The organism is Idiomarina piscisalsi (assembly GCF_002211765.1).
Taxonomy (GTDB): domain Bacteria; phylum Pseudomonadota; class Gammaproteobacteria; order Enterobacterales; family Alteromonadaceae; genus Idiomarina; species Idiomarina piscisalsi_A.
The window spans coordinates 1691038-1709886 of record NZ_CP022133.1 but is presented as its reverse complement, the minus strand read 5'-3'; the positions used below and the strand labels follow the sequence as shown (position 1 = coordinate 1709886).

Genomic DNA, 18849 nt, shown 5'->3' with positions numbered 1-18849 from the left:
AGAGATCCGATGGCCGTTTTAACGGCTCTTTTTGTTAGTTAAATGTTAATCTAATGGTTCGGCATTTTATTGTCAAAGCCTATTTTACTTGCCTTGCGAGGTAGTTTGAAGCCTTAACCATCCTGAATTTTGTGACAATTTTTGTTTTATGTCAGACAGCCAGTCAGCCAATTGATATTTGTCCAATGCGTCAAGGAGTCTTAATTGCCGATTAAATGAGGTGTCGCCGAGTTGTATTGCGCCCCATAAGCGCTGACTTTTAACTCGTAAACTTCTGTCTCGAGTGCGAATTTGTTGCTCCAGCACGGATTTACTGTGATGCCAGGCTTTCAGGGGTGTTGAGTCCAGTTGGACAAAGAGTTGCTCCAGACTGTTCAAAATTTCAGTCGTTAGTCTGTCGGTTGAAGCTGTGTTTGACTGAATAAAGAAGAGAATGCCTGGTAGTCGTTGTATCGGAAAATATTGACTTCCTGCTGCGTAGCCAAGCTGTTTCTTGGTGCGGATATCGTGAAAGAAGGGTTGATGCACCAGTTGTTGCAGCAGCATGTAGCACACCTGCTCTTGTTCACTGTCATTATTACCTTGTTGGTAAAACAACACGGCGTTATCCGAGTGAGAGCAGGGCACCTCCAGCGTTTTGCTCAGAAAATCGCCAACCCTTTTTACCGTCTCTCTGTCTTTTGCGGCCGGTTGCTGTGTGGGTAAGTTTTCACGAATAAGTGTTGCGAGTCTATCAGCCTGTTGGCTCTGCCAGTCTCCGTGCATAAAGGCCTGTACATAGACAGGTTCAAACATTTTTTCTAATGCCTGAGTAAACTCACGAAATGACAAAGACAGTAGCTGATTGGCCAGCTCAGGTAGTCTAAATAGTCCCGGCTGTAATTGTTGGTTTAGCTCTGCAAAGAGTTTGTTTAAGGGTTGATTTTGATGAGCCGACTGCCAATTGGCGACCAAAGTGTGTTTGATATCCCGGAAGCGACGATGAGCGAACTTTAATAGCAATGCTCGTTTCATTAAATGTGACATTAAAGGCAGTTGCCCTTCGGATAGCCCGGTAGTATGAATGACAATACCCTGTTGAGTGGGGTAGATATTAAAATGCAACCCGGCAACTTCAGCGTCGTAGAGGTCATCGTTTAACGCATCAATGATAAGCTCTGACCAAAGCCTTGCTATAGCAAAATAATAGGCTGAGCTAGTGACAGCTGGTAGCTTAAGGGCCAAGTAAATATGACCTTTTGGCACCCTAAATTCGTTATCTTGTAGGTGCCAAAGCTCCATTAAGTCCGAACTTGAAAGGCACGTGGGCAACGCATTTTCTGATTCCAGGGGTTGAGGGTGTAGCCGCTCGTTTATAAAGCGGTTACGTTTAGGCAACATGGCGTTGAAGTCACAGGGGGACCGAGTGAAAAGGTCTAACTGAGACTCGGTGAGCTTTGTTACGCTGTATTCGGTATCGTAAATGGGGGCCTTTAGGTTCGTTTCGACATCTGGCGAGATTAAGGTAATGCGGCTATGCGCTGGCGTCATGAGGGCTAAAAGCTTCGCTGCGTAATCATGATCGAGCCCATCCATTCGGTAATCGCCGTAAATGATATCGACTTTGCTGTAGTGAAAGGCGTTAATACTTAACTGACTAACTAATTCACCAACAGGAGTTGGCTCCTGATACAAAAAGCTCAGTTCTGATGTGACTTTCCTCTCTTGATAACGCCAGTCTTCAATTCCGTCGGTATTGATTTTGCCTAAGTAGGCGAAAACCCACTGGAGTATCGTCGTTATATTTTTGCGACCCGACTCCGTTAGCTGAATATTAACATTAAAGTCTTTAAAGTTACTGCCGCTAATACCGCCGCCGGCTGACAAAGAGTTTATCCAGCCTTTGTCACGTAAGCAGTTAAATAAACTGCCAGGCCCCTCGTACCCAACTATATGGGCGATAAAGCTGGTGGTCTTATTTCGGTAGTCTTGATCTATGCCTGGCAATGGAAAGGTGAGAATCAGGCGGTAGGCTTTTTTTAACGGTCTCACCTGCAAAAACAGTCCTTTTTGCTCGGCGGTATAAAGCGGAGCTTTAATCGATAGTTTGGGCTTTTTGTGGTTTTGTATGTCAGCAAAAAGCTTTTGAATGATATCCGCTAGCTTAGTTAATGATTGCGGTCCGGCAACCACCAATTGCATTTGATTGGCACTATAATGGTCCCGATAAAACTGAACTAATTTTTGTTGTAAGGTTCCGTGTTCATCATCTTTTAATGTATTCAGGTTCCCGACAGAGAACTGGGAAAAAGGATGGTTTTGATTTGCCGTGACTTTATGAACCTGGTAAAGCCGGCGTAGTTCATCTTTTTGCTTTAACCGAAACTCTGACTCGATCGATTGTTTTTCTTTTTGCACCCATTCATTAGAAAATAAAGGCTCTTTTAATATTGATGCGAAACGTTCTAAAGCGGCTTCCAAAGCGTTGGCGTTGCAGTCAAAATAAAAATTCGTGAACTCTGTACCTGTCCAGGCGTTATGCTGGCCGCCATGTGCACTAAGAAAGTCATTGAATGCACTAGGCTCTGGGTAAGACTGGCTGCCCATAAAAAACATGTGTTCTAAAAAATGAGCGAGACCTTGAGTATGAGATGGATCATCAAAGTGGCCTGCGTTTACGGCCATTGATGCGGCAGCCTTGGAACTATCAGGACAATGGACTAGCAGCACTTTAAGCTGGTTTTTTAAAACCAAGTGCTGATAGTCACGTTTGTCACTGGGACTTCGGACAACACGGACGAGCTCATCAGGTGTTGAGGAGTTCGCCATAATGCTCCTTAGTTCATGTTAGGGCTTATTATTGATCAAGAGGCTGATCAAATTGTTCTGATTTTGCAAAATCACCGCTTAAATCACTTAGCCGCTCGTTATTAAAAGTTAATATGAGCTCTTTACGGTATATTTTGCCTTCGTTCGGATTCATGTTGTAGAGGTAAACCCAACGGTCTGAGTCAAAACTGTTTTCAGCAACTGGCTTACCCAATACATAAATAACCTGCTCTTCGGTCATGCCAACACGAAGTTTATCAACATCGTCCTGCTCAAGGTAATTGCCCTGAGGAATATCAATTCTGTAAACCATACTATCAAGCACGGAGCAGCCGCCTAAACTCAGCAATGCGGCGATACAAACTGCAAATTTGGTCATGAAGTACCTATTCTTCTTTATTGTCACTGTATTCAACTTTTGACGATGATAAACAAAGCAGCCCCTGAACACCAGCACAGTCAGCGACTAACTTGCTAAAAGTTCTTTTGCGTTTGCTTTTGCCATATCGGTAACACTATCTCCGCCTAATAAGCGAGCAAGCTCTGTCACCCGCTCGTTATGACTGAGGGCGGTTACCGTCGTTTCTGTTTCATCATTGTCACTGTATTTACTGACCTGGAACTGATTATCAGCTTTTGCAGCAACCTGTGGTAAGTGAGTGACGCAAATAACTTGAGCGGTTTTTCCAAGCTCACGTAGCATCTTGCCAACAATAGCCGCAGTTGGGCCGCTTACACCAACATCAACTTCATCGAACATCATAGTTGGCACTGACTTCTGGGTTGCTGTCATGACTTGTATGGCAAGGCTAATACGTGAAAGTTCACCGCCCGACGCAACTTTACTGAGAGACTGTAGCGGCTGGCCTGGGTTGGTTGTCACTTCAAATTGAATATCATCGGTACCCAGACGAGATGCCTTTTTAGCCGAATCATGCTCGACATTAATAATAAATCGGCCATGAGGCATGTTGAGCTCATGCATTGACTGTGTAATTTTCTGGCTCAACTCATCAGCTGCTTTTTGACGACTGGAAGAAAGCTTCTGCGCCAATGCACGGTAATCCGTTTCAGCTTGTTGGCGATTGAGATCAAGCTGCTCAAGATTTTTATCAGCATTAACAATGTTATCCAGTTCGGCGTTCAACTTTTGATGGTGTTGCCATAAGTCGGCAGCTGCCACCTGATGCTTTTTCGCTAAGCTAATGGCTTTACTGAGGCGCTCTTCAACAATGTCCAGCTCAGCAGGGTCGAGCTCTAGTTCATCCTGATAATGCCTCAGTTCGAGTGCGGCCTCCTCAATATGGACTTTGGCCTGTTCCAATAACTGGCAAACTGGCTTTAGGTGCTGATCGATATCCGCCGCTTCTTCCAATCGTTGATTCGCTGAAGAGACCAGCCCTGTTGCATTGTTGTGCTCGCCCTCGTATAGCGCACTGATTGAAAAGGCACTGGCTTCCATTAAGTACTTACTGTGACTTAACTTTTTATGACGTAGTTCCAGTTCTTCAAACTCGCCTTGAGCAATCGCAAAGTCATTCAGCTCTTCTACCTGATATTGAAGTAATTGCCGCTGTGCTTCCAGTTCATCTTGTTGCTGAATAGAGTGTTTGTACTCTTTTTCAAGATCGAACCATTGGCGGTATTGCGCTGCAACCGCTGACAGCAGATCTGTGTGTCTTGCGTAGTTATCAAGTAGCTCTATTTGATGGTCTTCTTTTAATAATAATTGGTGTTCATGCTGCCCGTGGATATTCACCAAGAGCGGAGCCAACAGTTTTTGTTGGTTGAGTGCAACCGGGGTGCCGTTTATCCAGGCTTTTGAGCGACCATCGCGCTGAATGACACGCCGTAAAATACACTCTTCTTCCGAATCGAAGTCATTTTGATTAAGCCACTGGGCGGCTGGACTGTCTGAATCAACCGTAAAAACTGCGCTAATTTCTGCTTTGTCCTGACCTGGCCGAACCCAGCTAGCGTCTGCTCTGGCACCTAAACATAAGCTTAAAGCATCTAAAGCAATGGATTTACCCGCCCCGGTTTCGCCCGTGATGGCCGTCATGCCTTTTGCGAAATCGATATCTAAAGACTTTACGACAGCAAAATTGCGGATGTGTAACTGAGCTAACATAAATGCACCTTATATACGTGTACCTTCAGAGTACTGTTGATTTGTACAGTTTATACAGTATTTATACAGTACTATTTTTTTATTGCAAGCTCAGTTTGCTCGTCACGCTAAAATAGTCGGCTACCCCAGCCGAGTTTGTTACGCAGTACGTGGTAATAGTTATGGTCGACGGGGTGAATCATTTTTAACGCATGATCATGTTTTTTAAGAACAATATCATCGCCTGGATGCACTGCCATCCGCACGTGGCCATCGCAGCTAATTTGCAATAAATCGTTGTCGTAGGCGGCACGCAGCCGTATATGACTCTCTCCGTCGACAACAATAGGGCGGCTACTCAATGTATGCGGAAACATAGGCACTAACGTCATTGCGTTGAGGTTCGGGTGCAGAATAGGGCCGCCACCGGACAGTGAGTAGGCAGTAGAACCTGTAGGGGTGGCGCAAATTAATCCGTCGGAACGCTGACTAAAGACAAAGTGGTCATCAATATACAGCTCAAACTCTATCATATGAGCGACTTTGTCAGAGTGCAGAACAATTTCGTTAATGGCACGCCCTGCACCTGCAGGAGATCCGTTGCTAATCACTTCGGCGGAAAGTAGAAAACGTTTCTCAACATGGTATTCGCCTTCTAACACATTGAGTAAGTGGGTCATTACTTCGTCAGGGTCTAGGTCAGTCAAAAAGCCTAAATTCCCCCGATTCACACCAATAACCCCTATGTCGTATTCGCACAGGGCTCTGGCTGCTCCTAACATATTGCCGTCGCCGCCGACGACAACCGCAATATCAGCCCACTCGCCTAATTCAGAAAGACCTATGGTCTTTATTTTACCGGACTCGAGCAGCTTTTGAGGTAACTGTTCAGCGGTGCGGGATTCAAGTGCTATGTCATAGCCACGTTCGTTTAGTGCCGTCGTCACTGTTTCTAAAGTGAGTTGCGTGCCGCGGTCATTGACCTTACCGAGTAAGCCAATTCTTTGAAATGCGCTCATAATGACAGTTCCTGTAGTTTAGGCTGTTAACGCTAATATCAGGTGGAAAATTTATCAAGTCATAGAAAGCCCCTTGAAAGTAAAAAACTTGCCCCCATTAACTTGGCAACCTCAATTTAAACCCGACTGAAGAGAGTCAAATATGGCGGATAAGAAAGACCAACAGACTGAACAGAATGTTGACCAGACGGTTGAGCAACAGCAAGCAGAGCAGCAAGCTGCACAAGCGGCAGAAGACGCGTTGCAACAGGATGCTGCTGCAGCTGAAGCTGAAACAGCAGGCACATCAGCCGATCAAACTGACAAAATTGCTGAGCTTGAGCTCGCTCTGAGTAAAGCGGAAGCGCAGGTAAAAGAGCAGCGTGACTCAGTGCTTCGTACACAGGCGGAAATGGAAAATGTAAGACGCCGTGCCAGTCAGGACGTTGAAAAAGCCCATAAGTTTGCTTTGGAAAAATTCGCTAATGAGTTGCTCACGTCGGTGGACAATTTAGAGAGAGCGCTGCAACTGGCTGATCAGCAAGACGAATCAAGCCGGAACTTTATTGAAGGGATTGAGCTGACTTATAAAAGCCTTACCTCAACATTAGAAAAATTCGGCGTAAAAGCAGTGGGTGAAGAGGGCGAAGCCTTTAACCCTGATTTACACCAGGCAATGTCGATGCAAGAGTCAAGCGAGCACTCAAATAACACCATTATGGCAGTGATGCAAAAAGGCTATGAGTTAAATGGCCGCTTGCTACGTCCGGCAATGGTGATGGTTGCGCGTAATTCAGACTCAGGTGTTGATACGAAAGCATAACGATGAATCAAATATCCTGTTACAGGGTGTTGAAATCGAAATAGAGAGCCCCCAAATAAGGGGGAACGAAACAAATTTCATGAATCTGGAGTTGGAGACGAATCATGGGCAAAACAATTGGTATTGACTTAGGTACAACAAACTCTTGTGTTGCTGTACTGGACGGCGGTAAAGCACGCGTTATTGAAAACGGCGAAGGTGACCGCACAACCCCGTCAGTGGTTGCATTCACTGACGACGGCGAAATTTTGGTGGGTTCACCGGCGAAACGCCAGGCTGTCACTAACCCGAACAAAACCTTGTTCGCAATTAAACGTTTAATCGGTCGTCGTTTCCAGGACGACGAAGTACAGCGTGACATTGGCATTATGCCTTACAAAATTGTTAAAGCGGACAATGGCGACGCTTGGGTCGAAGTGGATGGCGATAAAAAAGCACCACCACAAATTTCTGCGGAAGTTCTGAAGAAAATGAAGAAAACCGCAGAAGAGTTCCTGGGCGAGAAAGTAACAGACGCCGTTATTACTGTCCCTGCATACTTTAACGACGCTCAGCGTCAGGCAACGAAAGACGCGGGTAAAATTGCAGGCTTGGAAGTTAAACGCATCATCAACGAGCCAACCGCTGCTGCTTTAGCTTACGGTATGGACAAGAAGTCTGGCGACAATGTTATTGCTGTCTATGACTTAGGTGGTGGTACCTTCGATATCTCTATCATCGAAATTGATGAAGTTGAAGGCGAGCACACGTTCGAAGTATTAGCGACTAACGGCGACACGCACTTAGGTGGTGAGGACTTCGATAACCGCTTAATCAACTACTTAGTTGAGCAGTTTGAAAAAGACCAGGGCATTGACCTGCGTAAAGATCCTTTAGCGATGCAGCGCTTAAAAGAAGCTGCAGAGAAAGCGAAGATTGAACTATCATCTGCTCAGCAGACCGAAGTTAACCTGCCTTACATCACGGCAGACAACACCGGTCCTAAGCACATGGCTATTAAAGTGACTCGTGCGAAACTTGAGTCGCTGGTTGAAGACTTAATTAAGAAGTCACTTGAGCCGGTTAAACAGGCACTGGCTGATGCTGACCTGTCAGTAAGTGATATCAACGACATTATTATGGTCGGTGGTCAGACGCGTATGCCGAAAGTGAGTGCTGCGGTGACTGACTTCTTTGGCAAAGAGCCACGTCGTGACGTGAACCCGGATGAAGCGGTAGCAATGGGTGCTGCAGTTCAAGGCGGTGTTCTTTCTGGTGATGTGAAAGACGTACTGTTATTGGACGTATGTCCGCTGTCACTGGGTATCGAAACCATGGGCGGTGTAATGACTAAGTTGATTGAGAAAAACACCACGATTCCAACCAAAGAATCGCAAACGTTCTCAACGGCGGAAGACAACCAGTCTGCGGTAACTATCCACGTTATCCAGGGTGAACGTAAGCGCTCAGCCGATAACAAGTCATTGGGTCAGTTTAACTTAGAAGGTATCCGCCCGGCAGCGCGTGGTGTACCGCAAATCGAAGTGACGTTTGACATCGATGCAGATGGTATCCTGCACGTATCGGCGAAAGACAAAGACACTGGTAAAGAGCAGAAGATCACCATTAAAGCGTCTTCTGGTCTGGATGAGTCTGAAGTCGAGAAAATGGTGAAAGACGCAGAAGCCCATGCTGAAGAAGACAAGAAGTTTGAAGAGATGGTGCAAGCGCGTAACCAAGCTGACGGCTTAGTTCATGCAACTCGTAACCAGCTGAAAGAAGTGGGTGACGCCCTGTCTCAGGAAGACAAGGATGCTATCGAGAAAGCGTGTGAAGAGCTTGAGCAGGCAGCTAAAGATGGCGATAAAGAAGCCATTGACGCGAAGTCACAAGCGTTGATGGAAGCGTCTCAAAAACTGATGGAAGCTGCTCAACAACAGCAAGCTCAGCAAGGTGCTGAAGGTGCAGCTGGCGGCGAACAGTCTTCGTCAAAAGCGGATGATGATGTTGTTGATGCTGAATTTGAAGAAGTCAAAGACGACGACAAAAAGTAAGCAGTAAGGCAACTTCGCTAATCAACACGGGTGTTGCCGCAAGGTAATGCCCGTGTATTCGTATCAGAGTAGGACAGAAGACGTAACATTATGGCGACACAAGATTTCTATCAAATTCTTGGGGTCTCAAAAGACGCCAGCGACCGTGATATTAAGAAAGCATACAAACGTATGGCGATGAAGTATCACCCGGATCGCACGAAAGGCGATAAAGACCTTGAATTAAAATTTAAAGAGATAAAACAAGCCTACGAGGTCTTATCTGACCCGCAGAAGCGCCAGATGTATGACCAATATGGGCACGAAGCCTTCGAACAGGCACGTCAGGGCGGTGGAGGCCCGGGCGCCGGCGGATTTGGCGGTGGTGCCGATTTTGCTGATATTTTTGGTGATGTATTCGGTGATATTTTTGGTGGTGGTAGACGGCAACAAGCACGTGCGCAACGTGGTGCGGACTTACGCTACAACCTGGATATGTCGTTGGAAGAAGCGGTACGAGGTAAAACCGTAGAGCTGAAAATTCCCACCTTGGTGGAATGCGAAGACTGTGACGGTAGCGGAGCCAAGAAAGGCAGCAAACCTCAAACCTGTGGTCACTGTCATGGTGCAGGCCAAATTCAAATGCGCCAGGGCTTTTTTGCGGTTCAACAAACCTGTCCGCAATGCCGGGGTACAGGTAAAATTATTAGTGACCCATGCCGTACTTGTCATGGACAGGGTCGCAAAGAAGAAACGAAGACCTTGTCAGTGAAAATTCCAGCCGGTGTGGATACTGGCGATCGTATTCGCCTAGCCAATGAAGGTGAAGCGGGCGAGCACGGCGCGCCGGCAGGGGATTTATATGTTCAAGTGCATGTCCGCGAACATCCAATTTTCTCTCGCGACGGTAACAACCTTTACTGCGAAGTACCGGTCAGCTTTACCAAGGCTGCGCTAGGCGGAGAAATAGAAGTGCCGACCCTGGACGGCAAAGTAAAGCTGAAAGTGCCTAAGGAAACGCAAACCGGCAAACATTTCCGTATGCGTGGCAAGGGCGTTAAGTCAGTGCGAACAGGAGCTGTCGGTGACCTTATCTGTAAGGTAGTGATTGAAACACCGGTGAACTTGTCTTCGAAACAGCGTGAAATGCTCGAAGAGCTGGAAGAGTCTATGGGAACCGGTGATGAAGCGGCAAAGTTCAGACCTAAGGAAAAAGGTTTTTTTGACGGCGTAAAACAATTTTTTGATGACTTACGTGGATAAATTAGCTATCTCTATAAGGTGTTAGTTAATGAACGGAGGCAGCAAATGCAGTTAAAAACAGCTTTGTTAGGCATTACCGCAGCAGTGACTTTGGCCAGTTGTGCGCAATCACCAACCGGCCGCTCACAATTGCAGTTATATTCAAGCAGTGAGCTGAACAAAATGGGCGCTGCCTCCTATGAAGAAATGCGAAAAGAAGGGAAGATCAACCAGGATGAGCAGGTTAACGCGTATGTACGTTGTGTAACGGATGCGTTGGTTGATACTTTACCTAATGAGTATTCTGAGAAAGAGTGGGAAGTGACGGTATTTGATGAGCCTACGGTTAATGCTTTCGCTTTGCCCGGCGGTTATATCGGTGTATACAACGGCCTTTTGGAAACGGCTGAAAATCAACATCAGTTAGCCGCAGTGATTGGCCATGAAATTGGTCACGTTATTGCTGAGCACAGTAATGAACGTATTTCCAGCAACATGCTGGTCGGCCTTGGTCTACAGATTGGCGGCGTTATCGCAAATAGCCAGCTTGATAGCAAAGAAGCGGGCTTGCTCATGGCGGCACTGGGTATTGGCGCGCAAGTGGGGGTTCTTTTACCGTATTCGAGAACGCATGAATCTGAATCTGACGAGCTGGGTCTTGAGTATATGGCTGATGCGGGTTTTCAGCTCGACCAGGCACCAGAATTATGGCGCAATATGAAGGCCGCTTCCGGCGGCTCTGCACCACCGGAATTATTGTCTACTCACCCGAATCCGGATACTCGTATTCGGGACTTAGAAGCGCAAATACCCTCGCTTCAAAGCAGGTATCAGCAAGCAGTTGCCGCAGGAAATACACCTAACTGTCAACGACCTGCATCGCTTGATAAAGTCTCCAAGTAAATTCTTCTTCTTTTCAGTATATAAAGCGCAGCTTGTTTTAGCTGCGCTTTTTTTATTTAAATGGTTATAAGGTATATCAACCGGTTCTTTCCCTTTAAACAGTGAGTCACTAATCTATCGCCCATTTATCCGACTAACGGGCAGTAGTATGTTAAAAGTGTGGTTTGCAATTCCATTTTGGCAGCGTGTTTTAGGCGCGTTTGTTGCGGGTATGCTGATTGGTGGATTGGCGCCGGACGTCGGTATAGCGCTTAAGCCACTTGGCGACCTGTTCATAAAAGCCATAAAGATGCTGGTGGCGCCGTTAATTTTTTGCGCCATTGTCAGCGCCATTACTGACCTAAACGACGGTAAAAAATTAGGACGACTGGGTGTAAAAACCATTGGTTTATTCATGTTCACAGCGGTTATTGCCAGTGCAATCGGTTTGACACTGGCGACCGTTATCGACATTAGCCCCGAAACCGTTTTGACCCCAACTGAACAAAATGAAAAAAACATTCCGAGTGTGTCAGACGTTTTTCTCAACTTTGTTCCTGATAACCCATTTGCGGCGCTGACAGAAGGTAATGTTTTGCAAATAGTGGTTTTTGCGGCGCTGGTTGGTATTGCGATCCAACGGTTAAGTCAAAAGGCAGAGCCGTTGCGTAAAACGATCAAATCGGGCGCCGAAGTTATGTATGAAATTACCCGCATGGTTTTGCAGTTAACGCCTATTGGTGTCTTTGGTCTGATGGCTTGGGTTATTGGTGAATATGGTTTTTCAACGTTGCTACCGCTGGCTAAGTTTGTTGGTGTTATTTACTTGGCATGCCTTATTCATATTGTGGTTGTTTATGGTGGTTTGGTTCGCACTGCCGGCGGTATGAGCGCCTGGCAGTTCTTTAAAGCCGTGTTTGACGCACAAGTTGTTGCGTTTACCACGTGCAGCTCATTCGGCTCGTTACCGGCCGCTCACAGAGCAGTAACGGAACGCCTGAAAGTATCAAAAGACTACGCAAGTTTCGTATTGCCGTTAGGTGCGACCATTAATATGGATGGCTGTGGTGGTATTTATCCCGCTGTTGCGTCAATATTTATCGCACAGTTGTATGGTATCCCATTAGAATGGATGGACTACGGGCTTATCATGTTAACCGCGACGCTCGCTTCTGTTGGGACAGCCGGCGTGCCGGGCACAGCTTTAGTTATGCTGACGGTGACATTGAATGTTATCGGTTTGCCACTCGAAGGCATTGCTTTTATTGCTGCTATTGACCGCATTATCGATATGGCGCGAACGCTGACAAATGTCACCGGTGATATGATGGTGTCTAGAGTAGTTGCACGCAGCGAAAACCTGTTGCAGGATGACAGCACAGCTAAAGTGGAGTCGTAATAATGTTGAAAGTTGGGGTTTTGGGTGCGTCCGGACGTATGGGACAAACGGTTGTTAGTGCGCTTAGCCAAAGTGAGAACGCGAAATTAACCGCTGCAGTTGTACGAGCAGCCAGTAGCTCCTATGGGAAAAAGCTGAAAGATGGACTTCAGTATACGTCGCTGCAAGACACTAACGCTCAGAATATTGACGTACTCATTGACTTTTCGTTACCTGAAGCGCTGGACGACAATCTTTCGTTTGCTTGCGAGAACGGTATTCCAATTGTTGTTTGCACGACAGGCCTGGACAATAATCACCAGCAACAGTTAATGAAAGCCTCTGAAGATATTCCGCTTCTCTACGCTCGCAACACCAGCGTCGGTATTGCGTTATTAGAGCAGTTAGTTGCTTTGGCGAGTGCTGCTTTATCAACGGCTGACATTGAGATATTTGAAGCTCACCACAAGCATAAGAAAGACGCACCATCCGGCACGGCTATTGCACTTGGAGAGGCCGCGGCAAAAGGACGCCATCAAGACTGGAGTACAGTAAATACTGGTGTGCGTGGTGATGGTGTCAGACAAGACGACAGTATCGGCTTCTCGGTCATGCGAGCCGGCGATATTATTGGTGAACATCAGGTGACTCTTGCCACAGAAGGTGAACGTATAGAACTGAGCCATAAAGTCAGCAATAGAAATACGTTTGCACAAGGTGCCGTCAATGCGGCTTTATGGTTACAAGACCAGAAGCCCGGCTACTATAGTATGCAGGACATACTGGAGCTCAATAAGGTGTTTAATCAGTTACTCAAGCAATAAATATAACTGGACGATTTGGGTAAAATTTCGTAGAATAAGTGCAATTTGCCTAAGTCAATTCGGGCAGTTAATTCAGTCAGTTAACGTGCTTTTGGATGTAACAGGCAAAATGCGCGGTTCAGGACGCAAGGCGGGCGAAGTCAAATTATTTGATTCACCCGTTTTTTTATGTACGGAGGTTGCCCTTGAGTATTCTAGCGAGTCAATCCGCTAAACGAGCGATTCTGGTGCTTGCCGACGGGTCCGTTTTTCGCGGAACCGCAATAGGAGCGGAAGGCTCCGCCGTCGGTGAAGTTGTCTTTAATACGGCAATGACAGGCTATCAGGAAATTCTTACCGACCCATCTTATACCGAACAAATTGTTACCCTCACTTACCCCCACATTGGCAATACAGGCACTAACTCAGAAGATCAAGAATCTGATAACGTCTGGGCGAAAGGTCTTATTATTCGTGATATGGCCATGAAAGCCAGTAACTTTCGAAAGGAAGAAACACTTAGTGCCTATTTGCAGCGCCATAATGTGGTGGGTATTGCTGATATTGATACGCGTCGTTTGACTCGAATACTACGAGAGAAGGGCGCTCAGAATGGCTGTATTATTGTCGGTGAGCTTGACGAGCAGAAGGCGCTGAAGTTAGCGCAAGAGTTTCCTGGATTAAAAGGCATGGATCTAGCAAAAGAAGTCTGCTGTGACCAGCCTTATGAGTGGAAAGGTGGCAGTTGGCAGTTGGGCGAAGGCTTCACCCAGCCAGAGCAGTCAAAATATCATGTTGTCGCATACGACTACGGCTGCAAACAAAATATCCTAAGGCTATTGGCTGACCGAAACTGTAAAATAACCGTGGTACCAGCGCAAACGACTGCAGAAGACGTTCTGGCTATGAACCCGGATGGCATCTTCTTATCGAATGGACCGGGCGACCCAGAGCCATGTGATTATGCAATAAAAGCCATTAAAACCTTTCTGGAAAAAGACATCCCAATTTTTGGTATCTGCTTAGGTCACCAGCTGCTCTCAATTGCCAGTGGTGCGCAGTCCGTAAAAATGAAGTTTGGTCACCACGGTGCGAACCACCCGGTTCAAGATCTTAAAACGAAGCAGGTTATGATAACCAGTCAGAACCACGGCTTTGCGGTTGATGAAGAAAATCTGCCGGCGTGCCTCGATGTTACGCATCGCTCATTGTTCGATGGAACCTTACAAGGCGTTCACCGTAACGATAAACCGGCCTTTAGCTTCCAGGGACACCCGGAAGCAAGTCCTGGTCCGCATGACGCCAGTGAGCTTTTCGACCATTTTATTGAATTAATGCAGGCTAATGCGTAATTCGTTGTTCAATAAGCAGTTACGTATAGCGAGAGGATAGACAGAGCGACTTATGCCAAAACGTACCGACATTAAAAGCATTTTGATTTTAGGCGCAGGTCCGATTGTTATCGGTCAGGCGTGCGAGTTTGATTACTCTGGAGCCCAGGCCTGTAAAGCGCTACGCGAAGAAGGATACCGAGTTATATTGGTAAACTCGAACCCGGCAACCATTATGACCGATCCGGAAATGGCCGATGCGACCTACATTGAGCCAATTCACTGGGAAGTGCTTGAGAAAATCATTGAGCGTGAGCGTCCGGATGCTATTTTACCGACGATGGGCGGGCAAACCGCACTGAACTGTGCATTAGATTTGGATCGTCATGGAGTGTTGGAGCGCTATAAAGTAGAAATGATTGGTGCCAACGCCGACGCTATTGATAAAGCGGAGAACCGAGATCGTTTTGACAAAGCCATGAAGGCTATTGGTCTGGAAACGCCCAATGCCGAAATGGCGCACAGCATGGAAGAAGCATTCGATGTCCTTGACCGCTTAGGCTTTCCTTGCATTATTCGTCCTTCGTTTACAATGGGCGGAAGCGGCGGCGGTATTGCTTATAACCGCGAAGAGTTTGAAGAAATTTGTCGTCGCGGACTGGACTTGTCACCAACGAATGAGCTTCTCATTGACGAGTCATTGCTTGGCTGGAAAGAATACGAAATGGAAGTGGTGCGCGATAAAAGCGATAACTGCATTATCGTATGTACCATCGAAAACTTCGATGCCATGGGTATTCACACCGGTGACTCTATTACGGTTGCTCCGGCGCAAACGCTGACCGATAAAGAATTTCAAATAATGCGTGATGCGGCGATGGCTGTACTGCGTGAAATTGGTGTGGAAACCGGTGGTTCTAACGTTCAGTTTGGCGTTAACCCCGACACTGGGCGCATGGTCATTATTGAGATGAACCCACGAGTGTCTCGTTCATCGGCGTTGGCGTCGAAAGCAACGGGTTTCCCAATTGCAAAAGTGGCGGCAAAATTAGCTGTTGGCTATACGCTGGATGAACTTGAAAACGAAATTACCGGTGGCGTTACACCAGCGTCGTTCGAGCCTGCGCTAGACTATGTTGTTACTAAAATTCCTCGTTTCAACTTTGAGAAGTTTGCGAACTGCAACGACCGTTTGACGACCCAGATGAAATCAGTCGGTGAGGTGATGGCCATTGGTCGTAACTTCCAGGAGTCCATGCAAAAAGCTCTGCGTGGCTTGGAGTTGGGGGCAGCTGGTTTTGACCCGGTTGTTGACTTACAGGCAGAAGACGCTCGCTCAAAGGTGATTCGCGAATTGAAAGAACCGGGTGCCGAGCGTATTTGGTACATTGCGGACGCCTTCCGTTTAGGTATGACGGTTCGCGAAGTATTTGAGCTGACACGCATAGACGAGTGGTACCTGATTCAAATTGAAGAGCTTATTAACCTTGAAAAAGAAGTTGATGAGCTCGGTCTGGCCGGACTGTCAGAAGAGGTCATGACCGTCCTGAAACGTCGCGGATTTGCGGACGCCAGAATAGCCGACGTACTTCATGTTAGCGAAGCCGAAGTACGTAAGAAGCGTCAACAGTTCAAAATACATCCAGTCTATAAGCGCGTCGATACTTGTGCGGCAGAATTCGCGTCAAGCACTGCATACATGTATTCAAGCTACGACGAAGAATGCGAAGCCGATCCGTCTGATAAAGAAAAAATCATGGTTATTGGCGGCGGACCTAACCGTATAGGACAAGGCATTGAGTTCGACTATTGTTGTGTTCATGCGGCGTTGGCGCTTCGTGAAGATGGTTACGAAACCATTATGGTGAACTGTAATCCGGAAACTGTTTCCACCGATTACGATACGTCTGACCGCCTGTACTTCGAGCCAATTACCTTAGAAGATGTACTGGAAATTGTTCGTATTGAGAAGCCGAAAGGCGTTATTGTTCAGTACGGTGGACAGACTCCGTTGAAACTAGCACGTGAGTTAGAAGCGAATGGTGTACCTATTATTGGCACCTCGCCAGATGCTATCGACCGCTCAGAAGACCGCGAACGCTTCCAAACAGCGGTTCGTCGTTTGGGCTTGAAGCAGCCTGAAAACGCAACTGTTACAGGTTTTAACGAGGCTCTGACCGAAGCGAAGCGTATCGGCTATCCGTTGGTCGTTCGCCCATCGTATGTTCTTGGTGGTCGCGCTATGGAAATAGTGTATGACGAGACCGACTTGCAGCGTTATCTGACTGATGCCGTAAAAGTGTCAAATGATGCGCCTGTGCTATTGGATAAATTCCTGGATAACGCAATTGAAGTTGATGTCGACGCCATTTGCGACGGTAAAGATGTGTTGATTGGCGGCATCATGCAGCACATTGAAGAAGCCGGTGTTCACTCAGGTGACTCGGCATGTTCGTTGCCGCCGTACTCTCTTAGTGACATCATTCAAGCGCAATTGCGTGAACAGATGCGTAAATTGGCGTTTGAATTGAACGTAAACGGCTTAATGAATGCACAATTTGCCGTAAAAGACGATGAAATTTATCTGATTGAGGTGAACCCTCGCGCCGCTCGTACCGTACCTTTTGTATCAAAGGCGACTGGTGTGCCGTTGGCGAAAGTAGCAGCGCGAGTTATGGTGGGACGTAGCCTGGAAGAACAAGGTTATGTAAAAGAAATTATCCCACCGTATTACTCGGTTAAAGAAGTGGTTATTCCGTTTGCGAAGTTCCAGGGAGTCGACCCAATTCGAGGTCCTGAAATGCGCTCAACGGGTGAGGTCATGGGCGTTGGCGAAAGCTTTGAAGAAGCTTACGCGAAGGCTAACCTTGGTGCCGGTGAAGCGTTGGCGAAAAAAGGTAAGGCGCTTATTTCTGTGAAAGACAGCGATAAACAGCGCCTTATGGATCTTGCTCGTGGTTTGTTAGCTTTAGGCTTTAGTTTAGAGGCTACCCGCGGTACCGCTAAAATGCTGGCAGAAGAGGGTATTGATTGCTCTATCGTCAACAAGCTTCAGGAAGGTCGACCAAATATTGTTGATGCCATAAAAAATGGCGAGTACAGTTATATCATTAATACAGTAGAAGGTCGTCAGGCGATAGAAGACTCTGTTTACATTCGCCGTGAAGCTCTATTGAATAAAGTGATTTACACCACCACATTAAATGCAGCGTTCGCGACGGTAAAAGCAAACACGGCGGACGACAGAGCAAGAGTAAGCTCAGTGCAAGAATTACATAAAAGGGTATCGTTAGTATGAACCAGATTCCAATGACGGAACGGGGCGCTCAGTTGTTAAGAGATGAGCTGAAGCGTTTAAAAACGGTAGAGCGACCTCGCATTGTTGAGGCGATTGCCGACGCACGAGAGCATGGCGACTTAAAAGAAAATGCCGAGTACCATGCAGCACGTGAACAACAAGGCTTTTGTGAAGGCCGAATTCAAGAAATTGAATCGAAGCTTTCTAACGCTCAAATTATTGATGTGACGAAAGTACCAAACAATGGCAAAGTTATTTTTGGTGCGACAGTCACTGTGTACAATACTAAGACCGACGAAGAGGTGACATACAAAATTGTCGGTGATGACGAAGCGGACATAAAATCGAATCTTATTTCTGTTAATTCACCGATTTCTCGTGCGTTAATTGGTAAAGAAATTGATGATGTTGCTACTGTTACTACGCCAAATGGTGAAGTTGAGTACGAAGTCGTTAAGGTAGAGTACAAGTAACACACTAAATTTCTTAAAGTTTTTAAGGGCTGGAAACTTAGGTTTACCAGCCCTTTTTGCTTTTTGGATCACGAGAGGTGGTTTTTTCGACAGGTTGTTGTATATTTCCGCATCTAATACAGGCTATTAACATTAAAAAAACAAAGAATCTAAACAATGGACACGGAAGCCCCTCAGTTCGATCCTCTCACTTATACTCAAATTGATGATTTGACCGTCAAAGAATGCTTTGAACGGCTTAAGCTCGTGACGAACAAAACAACTTACAAGGATATTGCCATATGGCTTGGTAAAACCCAGGCTGAGTATAATAATTGGAGACGGACGGGAAAATTGCCATGGCCTGATATCATTCGGGCATTATTGAAAGAGGGTATTTCATTAGATTGGTTTTGTGCTCCCGGTCAGCAGTTGAGTAAACCTCAATACAGCTACAGTATTGGTGACTATACCAAAGCGAGTGTTAGAGAGCATGAGCAGTGGCAGCGGTTAAACTTTCTCAATGCTCACCGTCGAGTTGTACCTTTGATGAAAAAATATGGGCTAGAAGGCAGCAGAAAAGCGGAGGCCTTTCTGCTGGACTGTTACTTATTGTCAAAAGACAACTTCCTGAACAAAGAACAAGCTGTTGAGCTTATTGCCAGAGCCTTAGCAATGCAGCCGCCGATACCTTCAGAAAAAAGCGAATAGA

The 18849-nt window shown here is 46.4% G+C and carries 14 protein-coding genes; 10 read left to right on the top strand and 4 right to left on the bottom strand.

Annotated elements, in window-relative coordinates:
- Positions 1-84: 84 nt before the first annotated feature.
- The 4 genes from CEW91_RS08330 to nadK all read right to left on the bottom strand — a co-directional run bounded on the left by CEW91_RS08330 (position 85) and on the right by nadK (position 5937).
- Positions 85-2808 carry an insulinase family protein gene (locus CEW91_RS08330; protein WP_088768535.1) on the bottom strand — a complete coding sequence of 908 codons (2724 nt, stop codon included), beginning with the start codon at positions 2806-2808 and terminating at the stop codon, positions 85-87.
- Between the two features lie 28 nt (positions 2809-2836).
- Positions 2837-3187 (bottom strand): outer membrane protein assembly factor BamE, encoded by a 351-nt coding sequence (locus tag CEW91_RS08325; RefSeq protein ID WP_088768534.1) that lies wholly within the window; start codon positions 3185-3187, stop codon positions 2837-2839.
- 87 nt (positions 3188-3274) lie between these two features.
- Positions 3275-4939, bottom strand: a complete 1665-nt coding sequence (gene recN, locus CEW91_RS08320; protein WP_088768533.1) for a DNA repair protein RecN — start codon at positions 4937-4939, stop codon at positions 3275-3277.
- Between the two features lie 107 nt (positions 4940-5046).
- Positions 5047-5937, bottom strand: coding sequence for an NAD(+) kinase (gene nadK / locus CEW91_RS08315; protein ID WP_088768532.1), 891 nt, complete (start codon positions 5935-5937; stop codon positions 5047-5049).
- Positions 5938-6079: 142 nt separating this feature from the next.
- Between nadK and grpE the strand changes: the two genes are divergently transcribed.
- The 10 genes from grpE (at position 6080) to CEW91_RS08265 (ending at position 18848) form a co-directional block, all read left to right on the top strand.
- Positions 6080-6739 carry a nucleotide exchange factor GrpE gene (grpE, locus tag CEW91_RS08310; RefSeq protein ID WP_088768531.1) on the top strand — a complete coding sequence of 220 codons (660 nt, stop codon included), beginning with the start codon at positions 6080-6082 and terminating at the stop codon, positions 6737-6739.
- Positions 6740-6843: 104 nt separating this feature from the next.
- The gene (gene dnaK / locus CEW91_RS08305; protein ID WP_088768530.1) at positions 6844-8772 is read left to right on the top strand and encodes a molecular chaperone DnaK; all 1929 of its coding nucleotides are present in this window, start codon (positions 6844-6846) and stop codon (positions 8770-8772) included.
- Positions 8773-8862: 90 nt separating this feature from the next.
- Positions 8863-10014, top strand: coding sequence for a molecular chaperone DnaJ (dnaJ, locus tag CEW91_RS08300; protein WP_088768529.1), 1152 nt, complete (start codon positions 8863-8865; stop codon positions 10012-10014).
- Between the two features lie 45 nt (positions 10015-10059).
- Positions 10060-10896 carry a M48 family metallopeptidase gene (locus CEW91_RS08295; protein ID WP_088768528.1) on the top strand — a complete coding sequence of 279 codons (837 nt, stop codon included), beginning with the start codon at positions 10060-10062 and terminating at the stop codon, positions 10894-10896.
- Positions 10897-11044: 148 nt separating this feature from the next.
- Entirely contained in the window at positions 11045-12274 is a 1230-nt protein-coding gene (locus CEW91_RS08290; RefSeq protein WP_088768527.1) for a dicarboxylate/amino acid:cation symporter, read from the top strand.
- Between the two features lie 2 nt (positions 12275-12276).
- Positions 12277-13077: a 4-hydroxy-tetrahydrodipicolinate reductase gene (gene dapB, locus CEW91_RS08285; RefSeq protein ID WP_088768526.1), complete on the top strand. Its 801-nt coding sequence runs from the start codon at positions 12277-12279 to the stop codon at positions 13075-13077.
- Between the two features lie 185 nt (positions 13078-13262).
- Positions 13263-14408, top strand: a complete 1146-nt coding sequence (carA, locus tag CEW91_RS08280; protein WP_088768525.1) for a glutamine-hydrolyzing carbamoyl-phosphate synthase small subunit — start codon at positions 13263-13265, stop codon at positions 14406-14408.
- Between the two features lie 52 nt (positions 14409-14460).
- Positions 14461-17685 carry a carbamoyl-phosphate synthase large subunit gene (gene carB / locus CEW91_RS08275; RefSeq protein ID WP_088768524.1) on the top strand — a complete coding sequence of 1075 codons (3225 nt, stop codon included), beginning with the start codon at positions 14461-14463 and terminating at the stop codon, positions 17683-17685.
- Positions 17682-18158, top strand: a complete 477-nt coding sequence (gene greA, locus CEW91_RS08270) for a transcription elongation factor GreA (RefSeq protein WP_088768523.1) — start codon at positions 17682-17684, stop codon at positions 18156-18158. The genes carB and greA overlap by 4 nt, the downstream gene beginning before the upstream one ends.
- Before the next feature lie 156 nt (positions 18159-18314).
- Entirely contained in the window at positions 18315-18848 is a 534-nt protein-coding gene (locus CEW91_RS08265; protein ID WP_088768522.1) for a hypothetical protein, read from the top strand.
- The last annotated feature ends 1 nt before the right edge of the window (position 18849 follow it).

Bases quoted from the DNA above. Each gene is read 5' to 3' on its own strand.
- grpE (WP_088768531.1), top strand. From the start codon at position 6,080: ATGGCGGATAAGAAAGACCAACAGACTGAACAGAATGTTGACCAGACG.
- dnaJ (WP_088768529.1), top strand. From the start codon at position 8,863: ATGGCGACACAAGATTTCTATCAAATTCTTGGGGTCTCAAAAGACGCC.
- dapB (WP_088768526.1), top strand. From the start codon at position 12,277: ATGTTGAAAGTTGGGGTTTTGGGTGCGTCCGGACGTATGGGACAAACG.
- CEW91_RS08295 (WP_088768528.1), top strand. From the start codon at position 10,060: ATGCAGTTAAAAACAGCTTTGTTAGGCATTACCGCAGCAGTGACTTTG.
- CEW91_RS08265 (WP_088768522.1), top strand. From the start codon at position 18,315: ATGGACACGGAAGCCCCTCAGTTCGATCCTCTCACTTATACTCAAATT.
- carB (WP_088768524.1), top strand. From the start codon at position 14,461: ATGCCAAAACGTACCGACATTAAAAGCATTTTGATTTTAGGCGCAGGT.
- dnaK (WP_088768530.1), top strand. From the start codon at position 6,844: ATGGGCAAAACAATTGGTATTGACTTAGGTACAACAAACTCTTGTGTT.
- greA (WP_088768523.1), top strand. From the start codon at position 17,682: ATGAACCAGATTCCAATGACGGAACGGGGCGCTCAGTTGTTAAGAGAT.
- nadK (WP_088768532.1), bottom strand. From the start codon at position 5,937: ATGAGCGCATTTCAAAGAATTGGCTTACTCGGTAAGGTCAATGACCGC.
- CEW91_RS08325 (WP_088768534.1), bottom strand. From the start codon at position 3,187: ATGACCAAATTTGCAGTTTGTATCGCCGCATTGCTGAGTTTAGGCGGC.
- CEW91_RS08290 (WP_088768527.1), top strand. From the start codon at position 11,045: ATGTTAAAAGTGTGGTTTGCAATTCCATTTTGGCAGCGTGTTTTAGGC.
- CEW91_RS08330 (WP_088768535.1), bottom strand. From the start codon at position 2,808: ATGGCGAACTCCTCAACACCTGATGAGCTCGTCCGTGTTGTCCGAAGT.
- recN (WP_088768533.1), bottom strand. From the start codon at position 4,939: ATGTTAGCTCAGTTACACATCCGCAATTTTGCTGTCGTAAAGTCTTTA.